This is a genomic window from Cupriavidus phytohabitans (assembly GCF_000426345.1).
In the GTDB taxonomy this organism is placed as follows: domain Bacteria; phylum Pseudomonadota; class Gammaproteobacteria; order Burkholderiales; family Burkholderiaceae; genus Cupriavidus.
Genome location: NZ_AUFE01000006.1, coordinates 183,812 through 205,271, shown reverse-complemented (window position 1 = coordinate 205,271; position 21,460 = coordinate 183,812). Strand labels below are relative to the sequence as shown.

General features: G+C 68.9%; 14 protein-coding genes. 8 read left to right on the top strand and 6 right to left on the bottom strand.

The annotated features are described in order from the left end of the window. Positions 1-899 precede the first annotated feature (899 nt). Positions 900-1,910 (top strand): glycosyltransferase family 2 protein, encoded by a 1,011-nt coding sequence (locus K309_RS0107080; protein ID WP_029045769.1) that lies wholly within the window; start codon positions 900-902, stop codon positions 1,908-1,910. A 208-nt stretch (positions 1,911-2,118) separates the two neighbouring features. On the opposite strand, the gene K309_RS0107075 is transcribed toward K309_RS0107080, so the two are convergent. Both K309_RS0107075 and K309_RS0107070 read right to left on the bottom strand, forming a co-directional pair. Next, positions 2,119-3,495 carry a sigma-54 dependent transcriptional regulator gene (locus K309_RS0107075; RefSeq protein ID WP_029045768.1) on the bottom strand — a complete coding sequence of 459 codons (1,377 nt, stop codon included), beginning with the start codon at positions 3,493-3,495 and terminating at the stop codon, positions 2,119-2,121. A gap of 1,272 nt (positions 3,496-4,767) precedes the next feature. Next, a complete protein-coding gene (locus K309_RS0107070) occupies positions 4,768-5,736 on the bottom strand; it encodes a LysR substrate-binding domain-containing protein (protein WP_029045767.1) in 969 nt (322 codons plus the stop codon). A gap of 78 nt (positions 5,737-5,814) precedes the next feature. Here K309_RS0107070 and K309_RS0107065 point away from each other — a divergent pair, with 78 nt between their 5' ends. Further along, positions 5,815-7,083 carry an MFS transporter gene (locus tag K309_RS0107065; protein WP_035876973.1) on the top strand — a complete coding sequence of 423 codons (1,269 nt, stop codon included), beginning with the start codon at positions 5,815-5,817 and terminating at the stop codon, positions 7,081-7,083. Here the strand turns inward: K309_RS0107065 and K309_RS0107060 are convergent. From K309_RS0107060 to hemL, 4 genes are all read right to left on the bottom strand, one after another. Beyond that, positions 7,080-7,583 carry a TPM domain-containing protein gene (locus K309_RS0107060; protein WP_029045765.1) on the bottom strand — a complete coding sequence of 168 codons (504 nt, stop codon included), beginning with the start codon at positions 7,581-7,583 and terminating at the stop codon, positions 7,080-7,082. The genes K309_RS0107065 and K309_RS0107060 overlap by 4 nt on opposite strands. 17 nt (positions 7,584-7,600) lie before the next feature. Beyond that, complete coding sequence (locus K309_RS0107055; RefSeq protein WP_029045764.1) at positions 7,601-8,470, bottom strand: TPM domain-containing protein; 870 nt, start codon at positions 8,468-8,470, stop codon at positions 7,601-7,603. Between the two features lie 10 nt (positions 8,471-8,480). Next, positions 8,481-9,107 (bottom strand): LemA family protein, encoded by a 627-nt coding sequence (locus tag K309_RS0107050; protein WP_029045763.1) that lies wholly within the window; start codon positions 9,105-9,107, stop codon positions 8,481-8,483. A 122-nt stretch (positions 9,108-9,229) separates the two neighbouring features. Beyond that, positions 9,230-10,522: a glutamate-1-semialdehyde 2,1-aminomutase gene (gene hemL / locus K309_RS0107045; protein WP_029045762.1), complete on the bottom strand. Its 1,293-nt coding sequence runs from the start codon at positions 10,520-10,522 to the stop codon at positions 9,230-9,232. Between the two features lie 228 nt (positions 10,523-10,750). On the opposite strand from hemL, the gene K309_RS0107040 reads away from it, so the two are divergent. The 6 genes from K309_RS0107040 to K309_RS0107015 all read left to right on the top strand — a co-directional run bounded on the left by K309_RS0107040 (position 10,751) and on the right by K309_RS0107015 (position 21,302). Further along, positions 10,751-10,921, top strand: coding sequence for a rubredoxin (locus K309_RS0107040; RefSeq protein WP_010813017.1), 171 nt, complete (start codon positions 10,751-10,753; stop codon positions 10,919-10,921). Between the two features lie 372 nt (positions 10,922-11,293). Then, positions 11,294-11,791 (top strand): response regulator, encoded by a 498-nt coding sequence (locus K309_RS0107035; protein WP_029045761.1) that lies wholly within the window; start codon positions 11,294-11,296, stop codon positions 11,789-11,791. Positions 11,792-11,810: 19 nt separating this feature from the next. Then, entirely contained in the window at positions 11,811-12,182 is a 372-nt protein-coding gene (locus tag K309_RS0107030; RefSeq protein ID WP_029045760.1) for a response regulator, read from the top strand. Positions 12,183-12,234: 52 nt separating this feature from the next. Beyond that, positions 12,235-12,795, top strand: a complete 561-nt coding sequence (locus tag K309_RS0107025) for a chemotaxis protein CheW (protein ID WP_029045759.1) — start codon at positions 12,235-12,237, stop codon at positions 12,793-12,795. 112 nt (positions 12,796-12,907) lie between these two features. Beyond that, positions 12,908-15,166: a methyl-accepting chemotaxis protein gene (locus K309_RS0107020; protein ID WP_029045758.1), complete on the top strand. Its 2,259-nt coding sequence runs from the start codon at positions 12,908-12,910 to the stop codon at positions 15,164-15,166. A 160-nt stretch (positions 15,167-15,326) separates the two neighbouring features. Next, positions 15,327-21,302, top strand: coding sequence for a hybrid sensor histidine kinase/response regulator (locus K309_RS0107015; RefSeq protein WP_029045757.1), 5,976 nt, complete (start codon positions 15,327-15,329; stop codon positions 21,300-21,302). Positions 21,303-21,460 lie beyond the last annotated feature (158 nt).

Here is a 21,460-nt window from a genome sequence, read left to right as displayed (position 1 = left end):
CCCATGCGGGCGGATGCGGCGTGACCAGCGTTCCAGTGCGTCAGCGCGAAATGGCGTGCGGCAGGCATGGCAAGATTCCCCGTATCGTTTTTTGGTTCTGATGCCGGCCAGTTGCTCCGGCATCTCGGCATTCGCCTTTGTGGCGGTGCCGGTGCCAGGACATAGGCAAGCGGCGGGCCAGCCAACGCGAAACCCTTGTGCCATAAGGCTTTCCGGGAAGCAGGGGTGATAAGGCGGCGGGCCGTCGGCACCGTATGCCGTGTTTTCACCGCGCTTCGTTGCCGGCGGGAAACGCAAGCCGCAAAGGCCATTTCGGATGAACCAACTAACGGATGAGGACGCAGGGCGCGCTGGCGGGCACCGCTTGTCAAATCAAAACAGCCGCTTCAACCAAAAGCATGATTTGGCAGGATTGGATGAGAGCGATACATACAGCGCTTGGCTGGGGCATTGCGGTGTTCGCCGACTGCGGCGCGGACGGCGCCGCCTGATGGATGAGGCAGCCAGACCGGCAGGCCAACGTTTCCGGATAGAAACGTCGACGCCTTCCGTGGCGTGCCTGGCATGTGTTGCAATGCCAGCCTGATCCCTTGCAACCCTTGTATTTACGCGGCTTACCGACCAGGTCGGCCGCATGATTCACGAAGGAAACGTTGCTCGCTCCGGCGCCGCCCGGGATGGCGATTCACGCGTTGCCGACGCTCGCGCCCCTTGCTTTCCGTTCGGTGCGCGACAAAACTGGGCCAGGAAGAATGGCTGCGCAACCCGCTATGCACAGCGGGGTGCCGCATGCACAAGACCAAAAAAAACAGGGGGAAGATGTCGCATCGACAGCCGGTGTGGTTGCACACGCGCACGCCCCCTGATGCAGGTGTTGCCAGCATCGGAGGATCCAGGTCATGTCCAACTATGAAACCCAGCTCCTGTCATTGGTGGTGCCGTTCCACAACAACGGCGCTGCCACAGATGGCTTCCTTGCGCGCGTGCTGCCGATCCTGGAATCCCTGCACGCCACGCATTTCGAGATTGTCTGCATCAACGACGGTAGCACGGACGACACGCTGTCCAGGCTGGTCGAAGCAGCGCGCCGTGATGGCCGGATTCGCGTGATCGAGCTGACGCGCTGCTTTGGCAAGCAGGCGGCCCTGACTGCCGGCATGGACGAGGCACTCGGGGACGCCGTGATTCCGTTCGATGCGGACCTGCGTGATCCGCCAGAACTGATCCCGACGCTGGTCCAGTGCTGGCGACAAGGCGCGGAGGTTGTGCTTGCCCAATGCACGGGTCCCGGCAATGGCTCGTACCTGAAGCGGTTTGCCGGAGCCGTTTGCGACCGCTTGCACAACGCACTGTCAGACCTGAATATTCCCAGCAATGTGGGTGAATTCCGTCTGATGGATCGTGCGGTAGTGAATGCCATCAAGCAGCTCCCCGAAAGGCACCGCTTCATGAAGGGCCTGTTCTCCTGGGTGGGCTTCCATACCGTGATCGTGCCGTATCAGCGTGAACAGTGCCGTGCAGGCTTATCGAACGAGCAGCGAAGCGGGCGACGGAGGGCGACGCTGGCCGACATCGCCAGCTTTGGCTCGGTGCCGCTGCGTGGCTGGACGTACCTTGGCTCGTGCATCGCGCTGGTCTCGATCTGCTACGGCCTGTACATCGCCGCATATAGTGCAATGGGCGATGGAGACGTGCCCGGCGTTGCGCCGGTGATCGCGCTGTTGCTGTTTTTCAGCGGCGTGCAGCTGATTGGCATTGGCCTGGTTGGCCAATACATCGGGCGCATCTACGAGGAATCAAAAGGCAGGCCGATTTACCTGGTCAAGCGCCGCTACCAAACGCGCCGTCCGCAGCGCCGCGCAGGTGGGGACGGCAAGATCATTTCACTGGTGGCCGGCAAGCGCAGCTGACAGGGCGACCGAGGCCTGCACAGGGTGCGGCCGCCCCGCTTCGCGGGCGGCTATTTTCGGCAGGCAAGCATGCCGGGCCCAGGCTGGCAACGCATGAATGGCACATTGCTGGGGGGATCGCAATCGACCCCGCCAGCAATGTCGAGAGGGATGAGTCGGGCGTGTGCGCGGAAGCTGATGATGCGATTGGCGCGGACGGTCTCCCGCCTCAGGTTCCCTGCACGCACACTATCCCCATATTCCCCTTCTTCACCTGCAGCTTGTAATCCCGCATCAGCCTGAACAACGTCACCCGCGAAATCCCCAGTTCAGCGGCCACATCGATCAGCCGCTCGTGATTGCGCTGCAGCGCCTCCACAATCGCATGCTGCTCGGCCTCCTCGCGGATCGCCGCAAGCGTCTTGGGCCGTTCTTCGGCAGGCGTTGCCAGCTCGAGGTCCGCCGGCTGGATCACGCCGTCCTCGCACATCGCCGCCGCATGGCGGATGCGGTTGATCAGTTCGCGCACGTTGCCGGGCCAGTTGTGCTGCTGGATCGCGCGCAGCGCGGTCGGCGAGAAGCCGCGGATGCGGGCCGGCGACTGCTTGCGCACGCTTTCGAGCACGTGCTCGGCGATCAGCATGATGTCGCTGCCGCGTTCGCGCAGCGGTGGCTGGCGTACGCGCAGCACGCACAGGCGGTGATAGAGGTCGCCGCGGAAGCGTTCGGCGGCGATGGCGGCGTCGAGGTCGACGTGGGTTGCAGAGATGATGCGTACGTCGACTTCGATCGATTCGGTGCCGCCGAGGCGCTCGATGCGGCCAGTCTCCAGGAAGCGCAGCAGGCTGGTCTGGCTTTCCAGCGGCATGTCGCCGATTTCATCGAGGAACAGCGTGCCGCCCTGCGCCATCTCGATGCGGCCGGGCTTGCGCTTGGTGGCGCCGGTGAAGGCGCCGCGCTCGTAGCCGAACAGTTCGGACATCAGCAGCGTGGGCGGGATGGCGGCGCAGTTGACGGCGACGAAGGGCTTTTGTGCGCGTTCGCTGGCACGGTGGATGGCCTGCGCGGCCAGTTCCTTGCCGGTGCCGGATTCGCCCGAGATCAGCACCGGGGTGTCCCAGCGCGAGACCTTCTCGATGCCGCGGAACAGCGTCTGCATGGCGGCACAGGTGCCGATCATGCCGTCCGGGCGCGAGCTGGCCGCCGCCCCCCGCACGGCGGGCCGTATCTGCGCCATGCCCTGGGCATGGCCGAGCGAGTGGGCCAGGTCGGCGGACTCGAACGGGGAGGTGTAGTAGTCGATGAAGTAGAGCCCGAGCAGGCGCCGTGCCGCTTCGCTCAGCGCGTCGCGGCTGGCGACGATGCCGATCCAGCCGAATTGCGGCTGGGCCAGCCACGGTTCGAACGATTCCAGCTCGGCATCGCTGAAGCCGCTGTGCACGTCGAGCAACGCGGCGGCTGGCTGGCCGCTGTGGGCGAGCGCGAGCAGTTCCTGCAGGCTCGACGCGAAGCTGATCTTCCAGCCCCGTTGCGACAGGACCCTGCACAGCATGGCGTCGTGATGCTGCGAAAGATACAGCAGCGGGCGGTTGGCATACGCGCTCATACGATTTCCCCGGATTTCTTCTTATCTGACGAAGCCGGACGTGGCAGTTGCCACATACCGGATTCGGTGGCCCTGAGGCCTGCCGTCGATGCATCATGGATGCCTCGCACCGGCGTGTTCCCCGAATTCTGTTCTTGCCGTCCCGCCGTTGCGCCGCGTAGTTGGCCGCTGCCGCGCCGATGTCGATGGCATCGGTCACGGCAGCGGCGTTTCTCCGCGCCTGCATGGCAGGCCGGTCAGCACCCCATTCTTCCAGACGCGCCGGCAAGCCGTGCGTCCGCGATCCCGTTTCGCCGCCCGGTGGGCCGGGCTGGCATGGGTTCTTCCGGGTTCCACGGGCCACGCGCAAGCGCGCGGCCCGTGTCCCGAAAGACCTCCTCTAATCTTGTCGGCGGCTTCTGTAACGACCCGCCGATGCGGGCCAGTTCCTGCTGCGTGGCCCAACGCTTACAGCACCAGCCCGACGCCCCGCCCTGGGATGCGAGGGTCGTTCTGAAACTGACCTTCGGCGAACGCATGCCAGTATGTTTGCCGCTTCCGTTTCAGACTTCCCCTGTGTCGGGCTTCTGTTCGCGGGGACATAAGTGCGACGAACGTGCCAGTGCGTCATAAATCGTTGATTCAAAAAGAGAATCGAAAAAAACGAGAGTTTCTGTCGCCGCCGTGCTGTGAGAAAACGTTCCGATCCTGATACATCGCAGGCCTTGTTCATGTTGCAATGCAACATGAGTGCGCTTTTCCGTGCCAGGCAGACATCACAGTTTTATGAGCCTGAGTGCCGAAAAGGCTACCTGAACGCATCTGGGGCCATCCGAAAGAGGGGAGGCGGTAAACCGGACGTTCGGGCGCCATGGCTCCGATGCTGCACGCAGCAACCCGTTCACCGGAGTTGCATTTTCTTTACACCGGCCCGGAGCTTTTTCAAGCGGCGCAGGTCTGCCAGGCCTCGACTGCCTCAGCCTTTTAGCGCTTTACAGCCGGGCGTAACCGTGCTGGAAGGCTACGGTTACGGCCGTTGACACGCATTTGCACGGTTCCGCGCATGACGCTGCCGGCCCGGCCTCATCTTTTTGGATGGGTGGCGCAGGAGATCCATGCGTGCTGGCATGGGGGGCAAAATGGTTGCATCGATGAAACTCGGGGCGGTTTCCGATGCAATCGAAGGGCTCGTTCATAGACACCACGCCGGCGTTGCGATCGCCAGTCAGTCGTTGAAATGCCTGGAGTTATCGAAAATGATTCGTATTGCCAACATCGGCGTACGAAACAATTTCATGAATGAAACTGCTGGGGTAGCCCGACGACGGTGGGATGCGATTGCGTGGCCTCGCCGCGCACTTGTTCCTGAAGCCAGGCGTGGAAGGCATGGATCGCCTTTTCGCGCGGGTTGCCTTCGCGCCAGGTGACCCAGTAGTGCAGGCTGGATGGAATGCGGGTCGAGCCGATCTGCACGAGCTGGCCGCTGGACAGGTAATCGTGCGCCAGCTGCAAGCGTGCGGTGGCCAGGCCCAGGCCGGCCACGGCTGATTGCAGCATCAGTCCCGCGTCCTGGAAGATCGGTCCGCGCTCGGGCTCGTCGCCCGGCAGGCCGGCCGCTTCCAGCCAGTCGCGCCACGGGCGCAGCGCAAAGCGCAGCATCGGCAGGCGTGGCACGTCGGCCAGCGTGAAGCCGGGGTAGCGCGCCAGCAGCGTCGGGCTGGCTACGGCGATGACGTGGTCCTCGATCAGGTTGTGGCACTCGAAGCCGGGCAGGTCCACGCGCTGATGCCAGATGCCCACGTCGACACTGTACGGGTCGGGCGGGGTGATCTCGGCGTGCAGCCGCAAGTGCAGGTCCAGTGACGGCACCTGGGTGTGCAGGCTGGGCAGCCGCCGGATCAGCCAGGCATTGGCCAGGTCCTCCATCACGCTGACCTGCAGCCGCACCACCGGCGGCGCGGCGCTGTTGCCGGCCTCGCGCAGCGCGCTTTCGATGCTGTCGAGCGCGGCGCGCACCTGTTCGGCCAGCCGCGCGCCCGCGCTGGTCGGCGTCATCTGGCTGCCGGTGCGCTGGAACAGCTTGCTGCCCAGGCTGGCTTCCAGCCCGCGGATATGGTGGCTGATGGCGCTGTGCGTAAGCGCCAGTTCCTCGGCCGCGCGCGAGAAGCTGCGGTGGCGCGTGGCCGCCTCCAGCGCACGCAACGCTTGCAGCGGGGGCAGGTGGACGGGGTGATCGGCGGGTTTGCCGGGGGATCTGGCCATGGCCGTCAAATTCTACTCACAATCGCCGCGGGTATGTTTCGTTGGCCTAGCACTGGAATGGGGACGACAATGCGGGCCATGACGACAACCTCTTCCACTTCTCCTGCTCTGTCTTCCGCCCCCGCGCCGACGCAGCAAGCCGGCGCTCGCTGGCGCGTGCTGGCCGTGTTTTCGCTGGGCTTCCTGGTGTCCTATGTGTTCCGCGGTGTCAACCTGGGCTTCGCGCCGCACCTGACGCGCGAACTGGGGCTCAATGCCGGTGACCTGGGCTTGCTCACCAGCTTCTATTTCCTGGGCTTTGCCTGTGCCCAGCTGCCCGCCGGCATCCTGCTGGACCGTTACGGCCCGCGCCGCACCGAGGCGGCGATGCTGCTGGCGGCGGTTGCCGGCTCGCTGGTGTTCGCGCTGGCGCCGGGCATGGCGGGGCTGGCCGCCGGCCGGCTGCTGATCGGCGTGGGCGTGTCGGTGTGCCTGGGCGCCGCCATCCAGGCGCTGTCGATGTGGTTCCCGCTGTCGCGCATGCCGTTGCTCAACGGCGTGGTGATGGCGATCGGCGGGTTCGGCGCGGTGCTGGTTGGCACCCCGCTGTCGTGGCTGCTGTCGCTGACGGACTGGCGCATGGTCAGCGCCGGGCTGGCCGGAGTATCGCTGGCGATGGCGGCGCTGTTGTGGTTCGGCGTGCCCGACAAGCCGCGCGCCGGCAAGAAAAGCCTGCGCGAGCAACTGCGCGGCACGCGCCAGATCCTGGCCAGCGAGCGCTTCTGGCGCGTGGTACCGCTGACGCTGCTGAACCAGGGAGTATTCCTGGCCGTGCAGACGCTGTGGGTCGGTGCCTTCCTGCGCGATGTGCCGGGCTTCGATCCGGCCACCAGTGCGCGGCTGGTTTCGGTGATCGGCTTCGCGATGATGGCGGGCTGCGTGGGCTCGGGCTGGGCGGCGCGGCACCTCGAACGCCTCGGCGTCAGCCTATATGCCTTTGCGGGCATCGGCATGACCGGGTTTATCGTGGTGCAGGCGCTGTTGATGGCGCAGGTGCCGCTGCCGCCGGTGCTGCTGTGGGCGGCCTATGGCGTGTTCGGCTCCAGCGGCATCCTGACCTACGCGGTGCTGGCGCGCAGCTTCCCCGACGCGCTGATCGGGCGGGCCACCACGGCGCTGACGCTGACGGTGTTTCTGGCGACCTTTGCGTGCCAGGTCGGGGTGGGGTTCGTGCTGGACCTGTGGCCGTCCAGCGGTGGCCATTACCCCAAGGCGGCGCACATGACGGCGTGGGGCGGGCTGGTGGCGCTGCAGGTGCTGGCGGCGGTGTGGTATCTGATGGGCGCGCGGCGCGCGCCTGCCCGCTAGATCACGACCGGCCGGTCGTCCAGCTCATTGGGGTTGTGCCCGCCGTCCGACGGAAAATGGTTGGCCAGCAGCTCGTGGATGCGCGCCACCGTGACCAGCACCGGCGCCACCGACAGGTCCTGCTTCAGCCCGTGCGCCAGTTCGTCGCACAGTTCGCGCCAGACCGCCGGCCCCACGCTGGCGTCGATGCCGCGGTCGGCCAGCAGCTCGACGGCGTGGTCGGCCAGGTTGATATAGAGCAGCACGCCGGTATGGTCGGCGGTGTTCCAGACTTCCAGCGCGCCGAACAGGAAGCGGGCGCGCTCGCGCGGGGTCACGCCGGCCCAGGCGTGGCCCAGCGGCAGGCTGGCTTCGATGACCACGCGGATTTCGCCGCGATGGCGCGACTCGCCGGCATGCACGGCCGCGTGGAGCTGCTGCTGGGCCTCGGCCGGGAAGTGCTTGCGCGCGGTGCCGGCGGTGGTGGCGAAATGGTGCAGGGCACGTCGGAGATGGGGCATGGTCGTCACTCCTTCTGTCACCAGTTGCCGGACGCGCCGCCGCCATCGAAGCCGCCGCCGCCGCCGCTGAAGCCGCCACCGCCTCCACCGCCGCCGCCGAAACCGCCACCGAAGCCACCGCCGCGCCGTCCCCAGTCCTGCCCCATGCCGTAGCCGCCCAATCCGCCCAGGCCGCCGGCGATCACGTCGCGGCCGCGCCGGGTGGTGACGATCTGCGGCCCGCGCGACCGCAGCATGGCGCCGACAAAGAAAAACAGGATGATCGCCAGCGGGAACAGCACCGGCAGCCAGTCGGCCAGCCCGGAGGATTGTTGCGCCTTGCGCGGCTGCGGTCCGGCCAGGCCTTCCTTGTCAATGGTGGCCTGGATGGCGGAGATGCCGGCCGCCAGCCCGCCATAGAAATCGTTCTGGCGGAAGTGTGGCGCCATCACATCCTGCAGGATGCGTTTGGACATGGCATCGGTCAGCGACCCCTGCACGCCGCGCCCAACCTCGAGCCGCATCTTGCGCAAGCCCGGCGGATTGTTCTTGGCGATCAGCACGATCACGCCGTCGTCGATGCCCTTGCGCCCGGCGCGCCAGGCGTCGGCCACGCGGATGCTGTAGGCGTCGATGGGCTCGGGCTCGGTGGTCGGCACCATCAGCACGAAGATCTGGCTGCCGCGCTGCTGCTCGTATTCAGCGAGCACGTTTTCCAGCGCGGTGCGCTGCTGGGCGCTCAGCGTGCCGGTCAGGTCGGTGACGCGCTGGGTCAGCGGCGGCACCGGGACGAAGCCCTCGGCCGCCAGCGCCGGCGCGCACAGCCATGCCGCCAGCCACAGCAGCAGCGCTGCCAGGCCGGTGCGCCAGGAAGACGGCTGCTGCGAACGGCCGACGGTCAGGCCCATGGCCGCTGCCTCAGAACTTGACCGCCGGGGGCGTCGAGATGGCCTTCTCGTTGTCCACCGTGAACGACGGCTTGACCGGGTACTTGAAGATCATCGCGGTCAGGTTGGTGGGGAAGCTGCGCGCCAGGATGTTGAAGTCCTGCACCGCGGCGATATAGCGCTGGCGCGCCACGGTGATGCGGTTCTCGGTGCCTTCCAGCTGCGACTGCAGGTCGCGGAAGGAGGCATCGGCCTTCAGTTGCGGATAGTTCTCGGACACCGCCAGCAGCCGCGACAGCGCGCTGGACAGCTCACCCTGCGCCTGCTGGAAGCGCTTGAATGCTTCCGGGTCGTTCAGGGTCTCGGGCGAGACCTGGATGCTGGTGGCGGCGGCGCGTGCCTTGGTCACCGCTTCGAGCGTCTCGCGCTCATGCGTGGCGTAGCCCTTGACGGTGTTGACCAGGTTGGGGATCAGGTCGGCGCGGCGCTGGTACTGGTTGATGACCTCGCCCCAGGCCGCCTTGACCGCCTCGTCCTTGGCCTGGAAGTCGTTGTAGCCGCAGGCGCTCAGCAGGCTGGCCATGGCCGCCAGCAGCAGCCAGCGCAGCACGGACAGGGGCGAGCGCATCGGCGAGGTCGGGGAGGAAGAGGCACGCATCTTGAGACTCCGCAGGTAGGCATCGTGGCCATGGATAAACGATTCCCAAGTGTAGCGCACCGCGCATCAGCCAGGCGACGACGGCAGGCTTCGCCCCCCGCGCGTCGCCCGCCGGCGAAGCCTCAGGCTGCCGCGAACGCCTTGCGCGCGGCGTCGAAGGTGGCCTCAAGGATGGCGTCGTCGTGCTGCGCCGAGACAAAGCCAGCCTCGAACGCCGACGGCGCCAGGTAGACGCCGTTGTCCAGCATGGCATGGAAGAAGCGATTGAAGCGCGCGGTGTTGCTCTTGGTCACCTCGGCAAAGCTGCCGGGCACGCCTTCACGGAAATACAGGCCGAACATGCCGCCGATGGCGTCCGCGGCAAACGGCACGCCGGCCGCGCGCGCGGCGTCGGCCAGGCCGTCGGCCAGCTTGCGGGTCTGCGCGGCCAGCTTGTCATAGAAGCCGGGCGCCTGGATCAGCTTGAGCGTGGTCAGGCCGGCGGCCACCGCCAGCGGATTGCCCGACAGCGTGCCGGCCTGGTAGACGCCGCCCAGCGGCGCCAGCTTGGCCATGATGTCGCGCCGCCCGCCGAAGGCCGCCGCCGGCATGCCGCCGCCGATGACCTTGCCCAGGCAGGTCATGTCCGGGCGGATGCCGTAGTGGGCCTGGGCACCGCCCAGCGCCACGCGGAAGCCGGTCATCACTTCATCGAAGATCAGCACCGCGCCGTCGCGGCTGCACAGCTCTCGCATGGCCTTCAGGAAGGCGTCGCTGGCGCGCACCAGGTTCATGTTGCCGGCCACCGGCTCGACGATCACCGCGGCGATCTCGCCGGCGTGCCTGGCGAAGGCCTGCTCCAGCTGCTCGACGTTGTTGTACTCCAGCACCATGGTGTGACGCGTCACGTCGGCCGGCACGCCGGCCGAGGAGGGCGCGTTCTGGGTGGTGTCGGCAAAGGTCAGCAGGCCCGAGCCGGCCTTGACCAGCAGGCTGTCGGCATGGCCGTGGTAGCAGCCCTCGAACTTGATGATCAGGTCGCGGCCGGTAAAGCCGCGCGCCAGGCGCAGCGCGCTCATGGTGGCCTCGGTGCCCGAAGACACCAGCCGCACCTGCTCGATCGACGGCACCAGCTTGCAGATCTCTTCGGCCATGGTGATCTCGGCCTCGGTCGGCGCGCCGAACGAGAAGCTATGGGCCGCGGTCTCCTGTACCGCACGCACCACCTCGGGGTGGGCGTGGCCGACGATCATCGGGCCCCAGGAGCCGATGTAGTCGATATAGCGCTGGCCATCGGCATCCCACATATAGGCTCCTTCGGCGCGCGTGATGAAGCGCGGCGTGCCACCCACCGAGCGGAAGGCACGCACGGGGGAGTTCACGCCGCCAGGAATGGTCTGCTGGGCGCGGTCGAAGAGCTGCTGGTTACGGGACATGGGCGTTGATTGGGATCAAGGACTGCTGGGAACGTGGGCGGCTCGGCCGGAGTGTCATCGACATGCAGGCAATACCGCGCAACTACACGGCAATTGACTGCCAATCCGGCGCTAACATGCGCGAACACGGCGGAACTGGCACGATTCTGGCGGTCGCCGGCTGGCGCGGGCGGCACGGTTTCGGTACCATCTGCGCTGGATTTTAATGGAGAGTGGCCAGAGCCTGTTATGGAATACAAGACTTGGATGTGCCTGATCTGCGGCTGGATCTACGACGAAGCCGCAGGCGCGCCGGAAGACGGCATCGCACCGGGGACCCGGTGGGAAGACGTGCCCATCAACTGGACCTGCCCGGAGTGCGGCGCGCGCAAGGAAGATTTTGAGATGGTGGCCATCTGACGCTGGCCGCCATCGGGCACGACGCCAGCTTGCGCGCCATCGAGGCTTCATAGAAAGCCGCCAGACTGGCAGCGCGCGTCGCGCCGATACGACAGAACGCCGGCAAGGGCCCGCCATCCCGGATTGACGGCCCACCGGCGTCTTGTCACACTCTGTTGCAAATTATGTGGCCGTCCATCCGCCATTGGTGGGGAAGACGGCAGGCAGGTGCGGGTTCCACGCACCGCCGCTGCCGGGTCCGGCCCGGCCTTGAAGGGAAGCAGAATCATTTTTCGGGGGTCCGTCGGGGCGCGCATGGGTCGCGCTGCTCCGCACGGGTGTTCTCTAGTGCTTGCCGGCGCGCCGCATGGCGTGGCCGGTCGCGGGAACAACATGCGGGTCGCTCAAACAGAAGAAATCCAGCGGGTCAATGCCGCCGGCGCCAGCGTTGCGGCGCCTGGCGCAGCAATGCCGGACACCCGGGCGCGCGCGCGCCGCAAGGTGCTGGTCATCGACGATTCCAGCACCATCCGCCGCACCGCGGAGATCTTCCTGGCGCAGGCGGGCTACCAGGTATTGCTGGCCGAGGACGGCTTCGAGGCGCTGGCCAAGGTCGGCGAGCTGCATCCGGACCTGGTCTTCTGCGACATCCTGATGCCCCGGCTGGACGGCTACCAGACCTGCTCCCTGATTAAAAAAAGCCCGCGCTTCCACGCCATCCCCGTGATCATGCTGTCCTCGCGCGACGGCGTGTTCGACCGCTCGCGCGGCCGCCTGGTGGGGGCGCATGACCATCTGGCCAAGCCATTCACCCGCGAAGCGCTGCTGCAGGCCGTGCAGGCCTGCCTGCCGGTCCCCGCTGACGTGGCGGAACGGGCTTTGCCGGCCTGAACGAACCGAAGGAAACCCCATGACTGCCATCAACAAGATCCTGATCGTCGACGATTCCCCGACCGAAGCGCTGTTCATGTCCGACCTGCTCGGCAAGCGCGGCTTCAAGGTCTCGGTCGCCGGCAACAGCGACCAGGCCTTCGCGCGCCTGGAGTCGGAAAGCTTCGACCTGATCCTCATGGACGTGGTGATGCCCGGCCAGAACGGCTACCAGGCCACCCGCGCGATCAAGCGCGACGACCGCTTCAAGGACATCCCCGTGATCATGTGCACCAGCAAGGGCCTGGACACCGACCGCATCTGGGGCATGCGCCAGGGCGCGTCGGATTACATTGTCAAGCCGGTCGACGGCGAGGAGCTGCTGGGCAAGATCGCCGCGCTGGCGCACTGAGCCGCCAGCGCCGGCCGTACGGGATGCCACCACCAGTACCGGGGACTGCCACATGAACGCGCCACGCCAAGACCTACGCGCCCGCCACACCCGCCTGCAGGACTACCAGGCCATGCTGGCCCGGCGCCTGCGCGAGGCGCGCAGCCTGCCCGCCGCAGACAGCTACCTGGCGCTGCAGATCGGCGCGCGCCACTGGCTGCTGCCGCTGGCCGAGACCGGCGAGGTGCTCGATATGCGCCAGCCCAGCCGCGTGCCGCTGACGCAGCCGTGGTACAGCGGCCTGGTCAATGCGCGCGGCAGCCTGCTCGGCGTGATCGATTTCAGCCAGTTCTGCGGCGGTGCGCCCACCCCGGTGCAGCCCGGCAGCAAGCTGGTGGTGCTGTCGCGCCAGGTGGAGCGCGCCTGCGCGATCCTGGCCACGCGCGTGGCGGGATTGCGCCATGCGGCGGACCTGGGCCTGCCGCACGGGGAGGCGGCGCCAGGACACGATGAGGCGCCGGCCTGGGAGGGCCAGCGCTTCGCCGACCGCGACGGGCGCGACTGGCAGGTGCTCAACGTGCGCGCGCTGCTGGACGCGCCGGCGTTCCTGCAGGTGGGCCGCGGCGCGGCCTGAGGCCGGCGCGCGCACCACGCCGCGGGCGGGCAAAGGACACGCGCTGGCTCCGGGCCGGCGCACCCGGCACGAGCCGCCGGGCACAACGACGAATAACACGGAAGAGGGTGCCATGGGTTTCAAGAAATTCAGCCTGGGCCGGCGTACGCCGGCAGCCGACGCCGCCGCTGCGGCCGCCGGGACCGGACTTGGCGGCGCGCCGGAAATGGCCTATGCCGGTGGCTCCCACGCCCAGCCGGCAGAATCCGCCACGTCCGCCGCGTCCGCCGAGTCCGCAGCAACCGCCGGGCTTGGCGCCACGCCGATTGAGCACGTGTCGGCATGGCTGGGCCGCGTGCCGTTCTCGTCGCAGCAGCGGGTGCTGACCGTGGGCGTGGTGGTGTCGCTGGTGGCGCTGCTGGGCTCGGTGTACCTCGACAACCGCATCGCCAACAATGCGGCGGCGCAGATCGAGATTGCGGGCGACATGCTGATGCACTCGCAGCGCCTGGGCAAGGCGGTGCCGGTGGCGCTGCTGGGCAATGCGCAGGCCTTCACGCAGCTGCGCGAGTCCAAGGAGACGCTGGCGACGGACCTGAAGGCGCTGCAGGACGGCAGCGACGAGAAACGCGTGCGCGCCACCACGGGCGAGGCCGCGCCGCTGCTGGAAACCGCCATGACGTCGTGGAAGCGCTCCGAGAAGAGCGCGGCCGACGTGCTGGCCCAGCAGCCTGTGCTGACCACCATCGGCCGGACCCTGCAGGTCTTCAACGCCTCGAACCCCGAACTGCTGGAAGCCGCCGAGCAGGTGGCCGCGATCAAGCTGCAGTCCGGCGCCAATGCCCGTGAGGTGGCGGCCTCCGCGCAACTGGTGATGCTGACGCAGCGCCTGGGCAAGAACCTGAACGAGTTCCTGGCCGGAGAAGGCGTCAACCCCGAGACCGCGTTCCTGCTCGGCAAGGACACCAACACCTTCCGCGAGACGCTGGACGGGCTGATGAACGGCAGCGAAGCGCTGCGCCTCTCCGCGGCCACCGACGAAGAGACGCGCGGCTACCTGAAGCAGCTGTCGGATCGTTTCGACGCGGTGCAGAAGACCACCCAGACCATCCTGCAGAACCTGCCCGGCCTGATTGCCGCCAAGCGCGCGCAGCAGCAGATCTTCAACGACAACGAGGCGCTGCGCGGCGAGCTGTCGGCGTTGCAGCGCGCCTACGCCGAGTCGGCGCGCCTGCGCCCTGTGACGCTGGGCGCTACCGTGGTGTCGTCGCTGCTGACGCTGCTGTGCCTGGTGGGGTTGGCCGCGCTGTACCTGCGCGATTCGCGCATGCGCGCGCTGGAAGCCGAGGCGCGCGAACGCGAGGCCGAAGCGCGCCGCCTCGATGAAAAGCGCAACAACGACAACACCCAGAAGGCCATTCTGCAGCTGATGAACGAGCTGCAGGACATCGCCGACGGCGACCTGACGCGCCAGGCCACGGTGACCGAGGACATCACCGGCGCCATTGCCGACTCGGTCAACTACACCGTGGAAGAACTGCGCGAGCTGGTCGGCCGGGTGCAGCAGACCGCCGGCGAGGTGACGCAGGCTTCGGGGCAGGTGCAGGCCACCTCGACCCAGCTGGTGTCGACCACCGAAGAGCAGTCGCGCCAGATCCGCCAGACCGGCGAATCGGTGGTGGAGATGGCCGACCGCATCACGCAGGTATCGCGCGGCGCGGCCGAGTCGGCCAACGTCGCGCGCGCCTCGCTGTCGGCCGCCGAGCAGGGCCAGCAGGCGGTGCAGAACGCCATCACCGGCATGAACGACATCCGCGAGCAGATCCAGGAGACCTCCAAGCGGATCAAGCGCCTGGGCGAGTCGTCGCAGGAGATCGGTGAAATCGTCGAACTGATTTCGGACATTACCGAGCAGACCAACGTGCTGGCACTGAACGCCGCCATCCAGGCCGCATCGGCCGGCGAAGCCGGGCGCGGCTTCTCGGTGGTGGCCGAAGAAGTGCAGCGCCTGGCCGAACGCTCCGGCGAGGCCACCAAGCAGATCGGCGCGCTGATCCGCACCATCCAGACCGATACCCAGGACGCCGTGCACGCCATGGAGCGCAGCACGCAGGGCGTGGTCGAGGGCGCGCGCCTGTCCGACAATGCCGGCGCGGCGCTGGTCGAGATCGGCCGCGTGTCGCGCCAGCTGGCGGAGCTGATCGAGCAGATCTCGCAGTCCACCTCGCACGAGGCCGACCTTGCCACCACCGTGGCGCGCCATATCGAACGCATCCTGCAGGTAACCGAGCAGACCACCAGCGGCACGCGCCAGACCGCGCAATCCGTGCGCCAGCTGACGCTGCTGACTGAGGAGCTGCGCAACTCGGTGTCGCGCTTCAAGATCGCCTGAGTGGCCGGATGACGCCTGCGACCGCTTCCGCGCAGCGCGGTAACTGGCACAACCGCCGCCACCGCTACCTTCGCGCCTGCCATCAAGCCAACCCAGCGCCTGCCTGCCGCCGCGGCGGGCCGCCCGCGGCCGCCCTGGCGGCGCCGCACTGGAAGCCGTCATGTCCATGAATTTTCCCATTCCGTGCGAAGCGGCCGATGCCAACGCATCGCTGCCGGCGCCCGCCATGCCCGAGCCGGAAGCGGCGCCGCTGCCCGCATCTGCCACCACCGCCGTGCCGGCCGACGCCGGCGGCGCGGCGCGCGACCTGTCCGGGCTGGCGTGGCTCGCGCCGAGCCTGCGCGCCGCGCTCGAAGACGCGGCCGCGGAGCTGGGCCACTACGTCGATGAAATCCGCCAGGCGCCCGAGGCGCTGGGCGCGCGCGATACCACCTCGCTGCGGCTCGCCGGCCAGCACCTGCACCAGGCCGCCGGCGCGGTGCATATCGTCGGGCTGCGCGGCACCGACCCGTACTGCCAGGCGCTGCGCCGCCTGCTCGAGGCCATCGATGCCGGCCAGCTCGCCGCCGACGCGCAGGCGCTGGCGGTGTTCCGCGCCGGCGTGCAGGCGCTGGCCGAGTATGTCGACGACCTGATGGCCGGCGATGACGAAGCCCCGCTGCGGCTGTTCCAGCCCTACGCCGGCGTGCTGGCGCAACTGCGCGAGGAGCGCGTGCATCCGGCTGACCTGTGGCTCGACGAGCTGCAGATGCTGCCCGGCATGCTGCTGCCGGCGCGCAGCCCCGCCGCCGTCACGCGCGCGCGCCAGCAATTCGAGGCCACCCTGCTGAAGGCCATGCGCCTGCCCGCCGCGTGCCAGGACGCGGCCCTGCTGCGCGAGGCCTGGCTGCCGCTGCATGCGGCGCTGGACGAAGTGCGCGCCAACGAGCAGGAGCCGCGCCGCGCCGCCGACCACCCGGACCGTGACGTCTGGCATGTGCTGGGGCTGGTGTTCCGCGCGCTCGGGCATGGACTGCTGCCGTCCGACCTGCTGGCCAAGCGTTTTGCCGGGCGTGCCAACCTGCTGCTGCGCCAGTACCAGCAAGGGCATGTGCGCGTGCCGCAGGCGCTGCTGAACGATGCCGTGTTCCTGCTGGTGTGCACGGGGCTGGCGAAAACGGTGGCCGGCGACGCGGCCCAGGCGGATGGCGCCGCTGCCGTGCGCAGCGACATCGTCCGTACGCTGGCGGCCTTCCGTCTCGACGCCGCGCACGCGGTGGCCGATGCCGACTTCCGGCTGCGCTATTACGGCTGGCTCGACCCGATCGATACGCGCAACCTGCAGCAGGCCGCCGCGGGGCTGGAGCAGGCCGCGGCCGGCGACCAGGCCGGCTGGGAAACCGCGCTGGCCGCGCTTGCCGAAGCCGCGCAGCCGCTGGCACAGCCACCGCTGCAGCGCTGCCTGGCGCAGGCGGCGATGTCGACGATGGCGGCCGCGGGGCCCGGCTGGGAGCTCAGCCGGGCCGGAGCGCTGGGCGCCACCGGCATCGCGCTGTTCCTGGCGCGTGCGCTGGCCTTGCCGTGGCGCGTGCACGGACAATCCGCCCATCCCGCCGCGGCGCGCTTTGCCGCGCAGTGCGAGGCGCTGGCCGATTGCCTGCACCAGTCGGCCTCGGATCCGGGCGTGGGCGCGCCGGCGTGGCTGGCCAGCATGGTTGACGATGCGCGCGCGCAGGCACTGCGCGGCGAGGCCGTGTCGCAGCTGCGTGCGCAGATCGACAGCGGCGAATCGTGGCTGGACAGCTATGACCGCAACGCCGCGCGTGCCGATGGCGCCGGCCACCTGCGCGATGCGCGCCAGGCGTTCGCGGCGCTGGCCAATACGCTGGAGCGGCTGCAAGCGTCGCCGGCGCTGCCGGCCCTGCTGGCCGGGGACGCGGGCAGGGCCATGGCTGCGGTGCAGGCCGTCAATGAGCGGCTGGCCGCGGTTGGCGATGCCTCCCATGCTTCCGATGCCGCCATGCGCACCGAACTGCTCGCCGCCGTGGCGGCCGAGCTGGGCACCGTCCATGCCTTTGCCGATGCGCTGGAATTCGGCCGCGCCCGCCGGCATGACATGCCCGCCGAAGCCGCAGCCATCGAGGATGCACGCGCTGTGCAGACTCCGCTTGCCGCTGCCCGCGACGCCGCGGCCGAAGCGTTCCAGGCCGGTCCCATGCTCGACGCGCCGCAGGTGCAGCGCCTGCGTGCCGCGCTGCAGGCGCTGGCGGACCAGGCCGCGATCGACGACAACGCGCCGCTGCGGCGCCGCGCCGCCGATGCCACCACGCAATGCAATGCCTGGCTGGCCGGCAGCGATGATGCCGCCGGTCGCCTGATGCTGGCGCTGGCCGATGCCGCGGGCGAGCCTGAACCGGCTCCGCTGCCTGCTGCAGCTGCAGCCGCCGCCGCGCCGACCCGGCCCGCTGCCGATGACAGCGCCGCGGTCGACGCCGAGCTGCTCGACATCTTCCTCAATGAAGCCGACGAGGTGCTGGACGGCATTGCCAGCGACCTCGACGGGGGCGTCGATCCCTTGCGTGATGCCGACACGCTCAGCCGCATGCGGCGTGCCTTCCATACGCTCAAGGGCTCGAGCCGCATGGTCGGCCTGCATCGCTACGGCGAAGCCGCGTGGGCGGTGGAGCAGGTGATGAACCTGTGGATCGCCGAGTCCCGCGCGCCGGTGCCGGCGCTGCTGTCGCTGCTGCGCCGCGCGCACGCCGAGCTGTCGGCGTGGGTGGCTCAGTTGCACCGCGACGCGGGTGCGGGGCACGATATCGCTGCCCTGGTGGCAACTGCCGAGGCGGTGCGCGACGGCCTCCAGGCGAATGAAGGGGAGGCTGCGGGCAAGCCGTCCACCCCGGAGGCCGCTCCACCAGTGCCTTCCGCGGACGACAGGCAGCCGGGAGCGGCGGCACCGCAGGACACGCCCGGCGAGGACGACAACGTCATCCCGTTCCGCCTGGCCGGCGGCCTGTCCAGCGAGGAGGACAACTACAAGGTCATCGGCCCGGTCCGAATCGGCCTGGCGCTCTACAACGTCTACCTGCAGGAGGCCGACGACCTGCTGCGCCAGTTCGCCACTGATATCTCCGAATGGCGCCACGAGGGGCATCCGTGCCCGAGCGAGCTGGCGCTGCGCGTGGCGCACACGCTGCAGGGCAGTGCCTCGACCGTGGGGCTGGAGCCGGTGCGCGAGATCGCCGAAGCGCTGGAAGGACTGCTGCTGCAGCTGGGCTCGCACCCGGTGGCAATGCATCCGGGCGACTTCCGCCTGCTGGAGCAGGCGGTGGAGCGGCTGCGCGGCATGCTGCACCAGTTTGCCGCCGGCGTCTGGCCGCAGGCCGACGCAGGCCTGCACCGCAGCCTGGTGGAATTCGGCGAGCGCGCCTTGCTGCGCCCACGCGTGGCCGTGGTGGTGCCCGACGCGCCGGACAGCTCGATGGCGCAGCTGTATGGCCAGCCGCTGCCCGAGGATGACGAAGCACCGTCAGCGCCAGCGCCGGCCGAGCCCACGCCGCCCGCGCTCCCTGCGCAGCATGATGCCGTCGTGATTGCGCTGCCGACCTCGCACCGGCCGCCGGTCGCGGCGGAGGCCGGTGACGCCGCGTCCGACCCCGCGCCCGACCCCGCGCTGGTCCAGATCTTCCTCGAGGAAGCCCAGGGCACGCTGCCCGAACTCGGCAAGCTGGTGCGCACCTGGGAAGCGGCGCCGGCGGACGCGCGCCACGGCGGACTGGTGCTGCGCGCGCTGCATACGCTCAAGGGCAGTGCGCGCATGGCCGGCGCAATGGCGCTGGGCCAAGCCGCGCACGAGATGGAAACGCTGCTCGATGCCAGCCTGCGCGTGCAGGCCGGGCCGGGAGCCGGCCCGCAGTTGTTCGAGCGCCTCTACGCCTGGTACGACCGCATTCTCGCGCACGCCGAAGCGCTCCAGGCCGGCCGCCTGCTGCCCCCCGACGACCCGGATGTGATCAACGGTCTGGGCGGGGCGCCGCAGGATGAGGCGGAGCCCGCCGCCGAAGCGCACCCTGAAGCGGCCCCAAATCCTGCCGCAGATGTTGCCGGTGCGGTCTCCATGCTGCCGGTCATGCCCGGGCCCGCGGACGTGATGGTGCCGATGCCTCCCACCGCGTCCATCCCGGCGGCCGAGCCGCAGCGTGCGCTGGTGCGTGTGCAGGCGCGTGCGCTCGACACGCTGATCAACGAGGCCGGCGAAGTCGGCGCGACGCGCGCGCGGCTCGACAGCGAACTCGATGCGATGCGCACCTACCTGGGCGAACTCAACGACAACGTCGCGCGCCTGCGCGGCCAGTTGCGCGAGATCGAGATCCAGGCCGAATCGCAGATGGCGTCCCGCATCGCCGATGCGCAGCACAAGCAGGAGTTCGACCCGCTCGAGTTCGACCGCTTTACCCGCTTCCAGGAACTGACGCGGATGATGGCCGAATCGGTCAACGACGTGGCCACCGTCGAGCAGAACCTGCAGCGCGGCTTCGACCGCGCCGCCGGCGACCTGGCTGCGCAGGCGCGGCTGACGCGCGGGCTGCAGCGCAGCCTGATGCAGGCGCGCATGGTGCAGTTCGACGCGCTGGCCGAACGCCTGTACCGCGTGGCGCGCCAGGCCGCCGCCGAGACCGGCAAGGAAGTGCGGCTGCTGATCAAGGGCGGCACGGTCGAGATCGACCGCTCCGTGCTGGACCGCATGGCTGGCCCGATCGAACACCTGATCCGCAATGCGGTGGTGCACGGGATCGAGCCCGCGCCGCAACGCCGCGCCGCCGGCAAGCCCGCCACGGGCGCGCTGACGCTGGAGGTGCAGCAGGAAGGCAATGAAGTGGTGCTGCACTTCGTCGACGACGGCAACGGGCTGGACCTGGCGCGCATCCGCGCGCGCGCGGTCGAGCGCCGCCTGCTTGCGCCGGACGACGACGCCGGCGAGGCGCGCCTGACCGAGATGATCTTCACCCCCGGCTTCTCCACGGCCGATGCAGTCTCCGAGCTGGCCGGGCGCGGCGTCGGCATGGACGTGGTGCGCGCCGAGACCGTGGCGCTGGGCGGCCGCATCACGCTGGCTTCGAAGGCCGGGCAGGGCACCACCTTTACCGTGCACCTGCCGCTGACCACGGCCATCACGCAGGTGCTGGTGTTCTCGCTGGGCGCGCGGCGCTATGCGGTGCCCAGCGGCATGATCGACCAGGTGCAGCAGCTGCGCGCGCCGGCGCTGGTGGAGGCCTACAACCAGGGACGCTTCGCGGTGGCCGGCGCCGACGTGCCGTTCTTCTACTTCGGCGCCCTGCTGGAAGAGGGCAACTCCGTGACGGCCGGCCGCAAGTACTCGCCGGTGGTGCTGGTGCGCAGCGGCGCCGAACGTGTCGCCGTGCACGTTGACGAGGTGGTCGGCAACCGCGAAGTGGTGGTCAAGCACATCGGGCCGCAGCTGGCGCGGCTGGAAGGCATTGCCGGCGCAACCACGCTCGGCGACGGCGAGATCGTGCTGATCTACAACCCCGTGGTGCTGGCCCAGCGGCTGCTGCGCGAGCGCGGCCAGCCCGCGCCGCAGCAGATGGTCCCTGCGCCGTCCGCACCGGAGTCCGCGCCGCAGTTGGCGCAGCCGGTGGCCGGGCCGCTGGGCGCGGTCGCCGAACTGGCCGGTGACGGCAGCGCCGCGCCGGTGCGCGGCCTGGCGCTGCAGCCCACGGTGATGGTGGTCGATGATTCGCTGACCGTGCGCAAGGCGACCCAGCGCCTGCTCGGCCGCGCCGGCTACCAGGTGGTGCTGGCGCGTGACGGCGTGGATGCGCTCAAGCAGCTGCAGGAAGTGATGCCGGATGCGATGCTGGTGGATATCGAGATGCCGAACATGGACGGCTTCGACCTGACCCGCAACGTGCGTTCCGACTCGCGCACGGCGCATATGCCGCTGGTGATGATCACCTCGCGCACGGCGGACAAGCATCGCCGCTACGCGGAGGAAATCGGCGTCAACGTCTACCTCGGCAAGCCGTATAACGAGGACCAGCTGCTGGCCACGCTGCAGCGCCTGCTGGGCGAGCGCGCGGCGGGAACGGCGGCATCGGTGGCGCAGATGCTGGGCGAGGGGCCGGGGGCCTGAGCGTTTCAAACGCTATCGGTTCGCTCCCCTCTCTCGCTTGCGGGAGAGGGAGACCACCGTCAGTTGACGTGAGGCATTCGGCCAAAAGAAAAAGCGCGGCATCGCGACACGCCGCGCCCCTTCCTCTCCTCCGGCAACGCCGCGTAGCGGCGCTGCCA